The organism is Micromonospora sp. NPDC005161, from assembly GCF_053599855.1.
Genome location: NZ_JBSFYQ010000114.1, coordinates 1 through 2197, shown reverse-complemented (window position 1 = coordinate 2197; position 2197 = coordinate 1). Strand labels below are relative to the sequence as shown.

Sequence of the window (2197 nt, the reverse complement as noted above, 5' to 3'; positions counted from 1 at the left end):
TGTGAGGTCGACCCAAGGCGCGGTGCTGGTGTTTCGACCGGTCCGTTTCCTTGGGCCGCCTCCCGAACCCGGCGTGCCAGTCGTCCTGGCACCGGGCTCTCCACAAGTCCCGTTGGGGTTCGTGGTCCTTATCCCATGGCCGTCCACGGGGTGGGGATGGCTGTTCCCCGGTAGCGGTAGCGCGTGGTGCGCATCTTGTCCGGGTTGAACAGGCCGATCTCCGGTGTGGTTGGCCACCATCCGCCGTTGCAGTAGCGGCGGCGGATGGTCCTCACGGTGATCCGGCGGTGTTTGCGTCGTGCCCATCGCAGGAACCGGTCCAGGGTGTATTTGGACAGGTCGGCGAAGGTAGCGGCGGACACGCCGGGTCTGAAGTAGGCGCACCAGCCCCGCAGCGCCGGGTTGAGCTGGCCGATGAGGGTCTGGAGCGGCTGGTTGACGTTGCGCCGGTAGATCGTCTTCACCTTGACCGTCACCGCTTTGATCGCTTTGCGGGACGGGTAGGTGTAGATGTAATACCGGTTGGTGCCTCGCTTGCGGTGGCGCTGGATGCGCCAGCCGAGGAAGTCGACACCCTCGTCGATGTGGGTGATCTTCGTTTTCTCCGCCGACAGGCGTAATCCCATCGGGGCCAGGACCGCCGCCGCGTGCTCGCGCATCTGCTCCGCATGCTCGCGGGTTCCCGTGACCATGAGCAGCCAGTCGTCGGCGTAGCGGACGAGCCGGTAGTTGCCCAGGCCTTTGCGTCGGCGGGTGGCCCGCTGGCTTGGGGTGCTGCCCGGCCCGCCGGGGATCTGGGCGATGTGTTCGTCCAGCACCGACAGGGCCAGGTTGGCCAGCACGGGGGAGAGGATCCCACCTTGCGGCACCCCGGTGTTGCTGTCGCGCAGCGTCCCGTCCTGGCCGAGGATGCCGGCCTTGAGGAACGCCTTGACCAGGGCCAGGACGCGTTTGTCTCCGATCCGTTTGCGCAGCCGGTCCATCAGCGCCGGATGCGCGATCTCGTCGAAACACGCCGTGATGTCACCCTCGACGACCCACTCATACGAGCGGGCCGCCAAATATCGGGCCTCGGCGATCGCGTCATGAGCCCGCCGACCCGGACGGAAGCCGTAACTGCACGGCAGGAAATCCGCCTCCAGGATCGGCTCCAACACCAGAGTCAGGGACGCCTGGACCACCCGATCGGTCACGGTCGCGATCCCGAGACGGCGCTGCTTACCGCCCGCCTTCGGGATCATCCGCTCCCGCACCGGCATCGGCCGGAAACTGCGATCCTTCAGCGCGGTCCGCAGCCGGTCGAGGAACTCCTCGACCCCCACCACGGCCTGCACGTAGTAGGCGCTTCGCCCATCCACGCCGGCCGTCTTGGCGCCCTTGTTGTGCCGCACCCGATCCCACGCCACGAGCAGAAACGCGGGATCGACGACAAGATTGAACACATCGTCAAACCGGCGATCAGGATCATCACGGGCCCAACGGTGCAGCTTCGTCTGGATCTCCAGTACCCGACGGCGCGCCTCATACGTGGCGGCCTCCAGCTCGTCGGTATTCACCAACGCCCTCCCGGCATTCCAGTACCTCCACTACGGACTTGCTGGCCCCCTTCGCCATGTGCCACGGCTCTCCCGGGCTCGGACTACTACGAGGCCTCCGCCCCACCCCACGGCCGACAGTCGGCGACGGACCTGCCCCTCCCCACCAGGCCGGTTGCCTGTGTCGGGTAGGGCGACCGCGGATGGTTCCCACGTTCACCGGATCATCGATCAGCCAGATCGGCGCTCAGCTATACCCCGGCAGCCTCGCCACGCCTACGCCGTAGACCTTCGACGTGGCCTCCCCACCGTCTGCTGCACACGGCTTCGGAGTTGACCCGCCAACCGGCATGGTCACGCACTGCACCCGGCCCCTATCCACCAGATTTGAGCCGGCACCCTTTACGAGGCTTCGACCACTGATTCACTCGCGTTACGCACCCTGGCCTCGCTAGCCGGACCCGCACCGTCTGGCAGTACCAGCACGTCCCGGCATCGTCGGGGCTGCTTGCCACCCTCACCGGCGTCCCCCGGATCAGGCTGCCCCCAGCTTCGATCAGGCCGCTACGACGGCCCAACGGAGAGGACTCTCACCCCTCTCGACATTCCGGCGCCTCGTGGCGCACACAGCAGCGAAGTACAGCAACCGTGCCAGCCGAACC

The 2197-nt window shown here is 66.9% G+C and carries 1 protein-coding gene; it reads right to left on the bottom strand.

The annotated features are described in order from the left end of the window. Positions 1–128 precede the first annotated feature (128 nt). On the bottom strand, positions 129–1556 hold the full coding sequence (gene ltrA, locus ACWD5O_RS37045; RefSeq protein ID WP_450088161.1) for a group II intron reverse transcriptase/maturase: 1428 nt from the start codon (positions 1554–1556) through the stop codon (positions 129–131). Between the last annotated feature and the right edge of the window lie 641 nt (positions 1557–2197).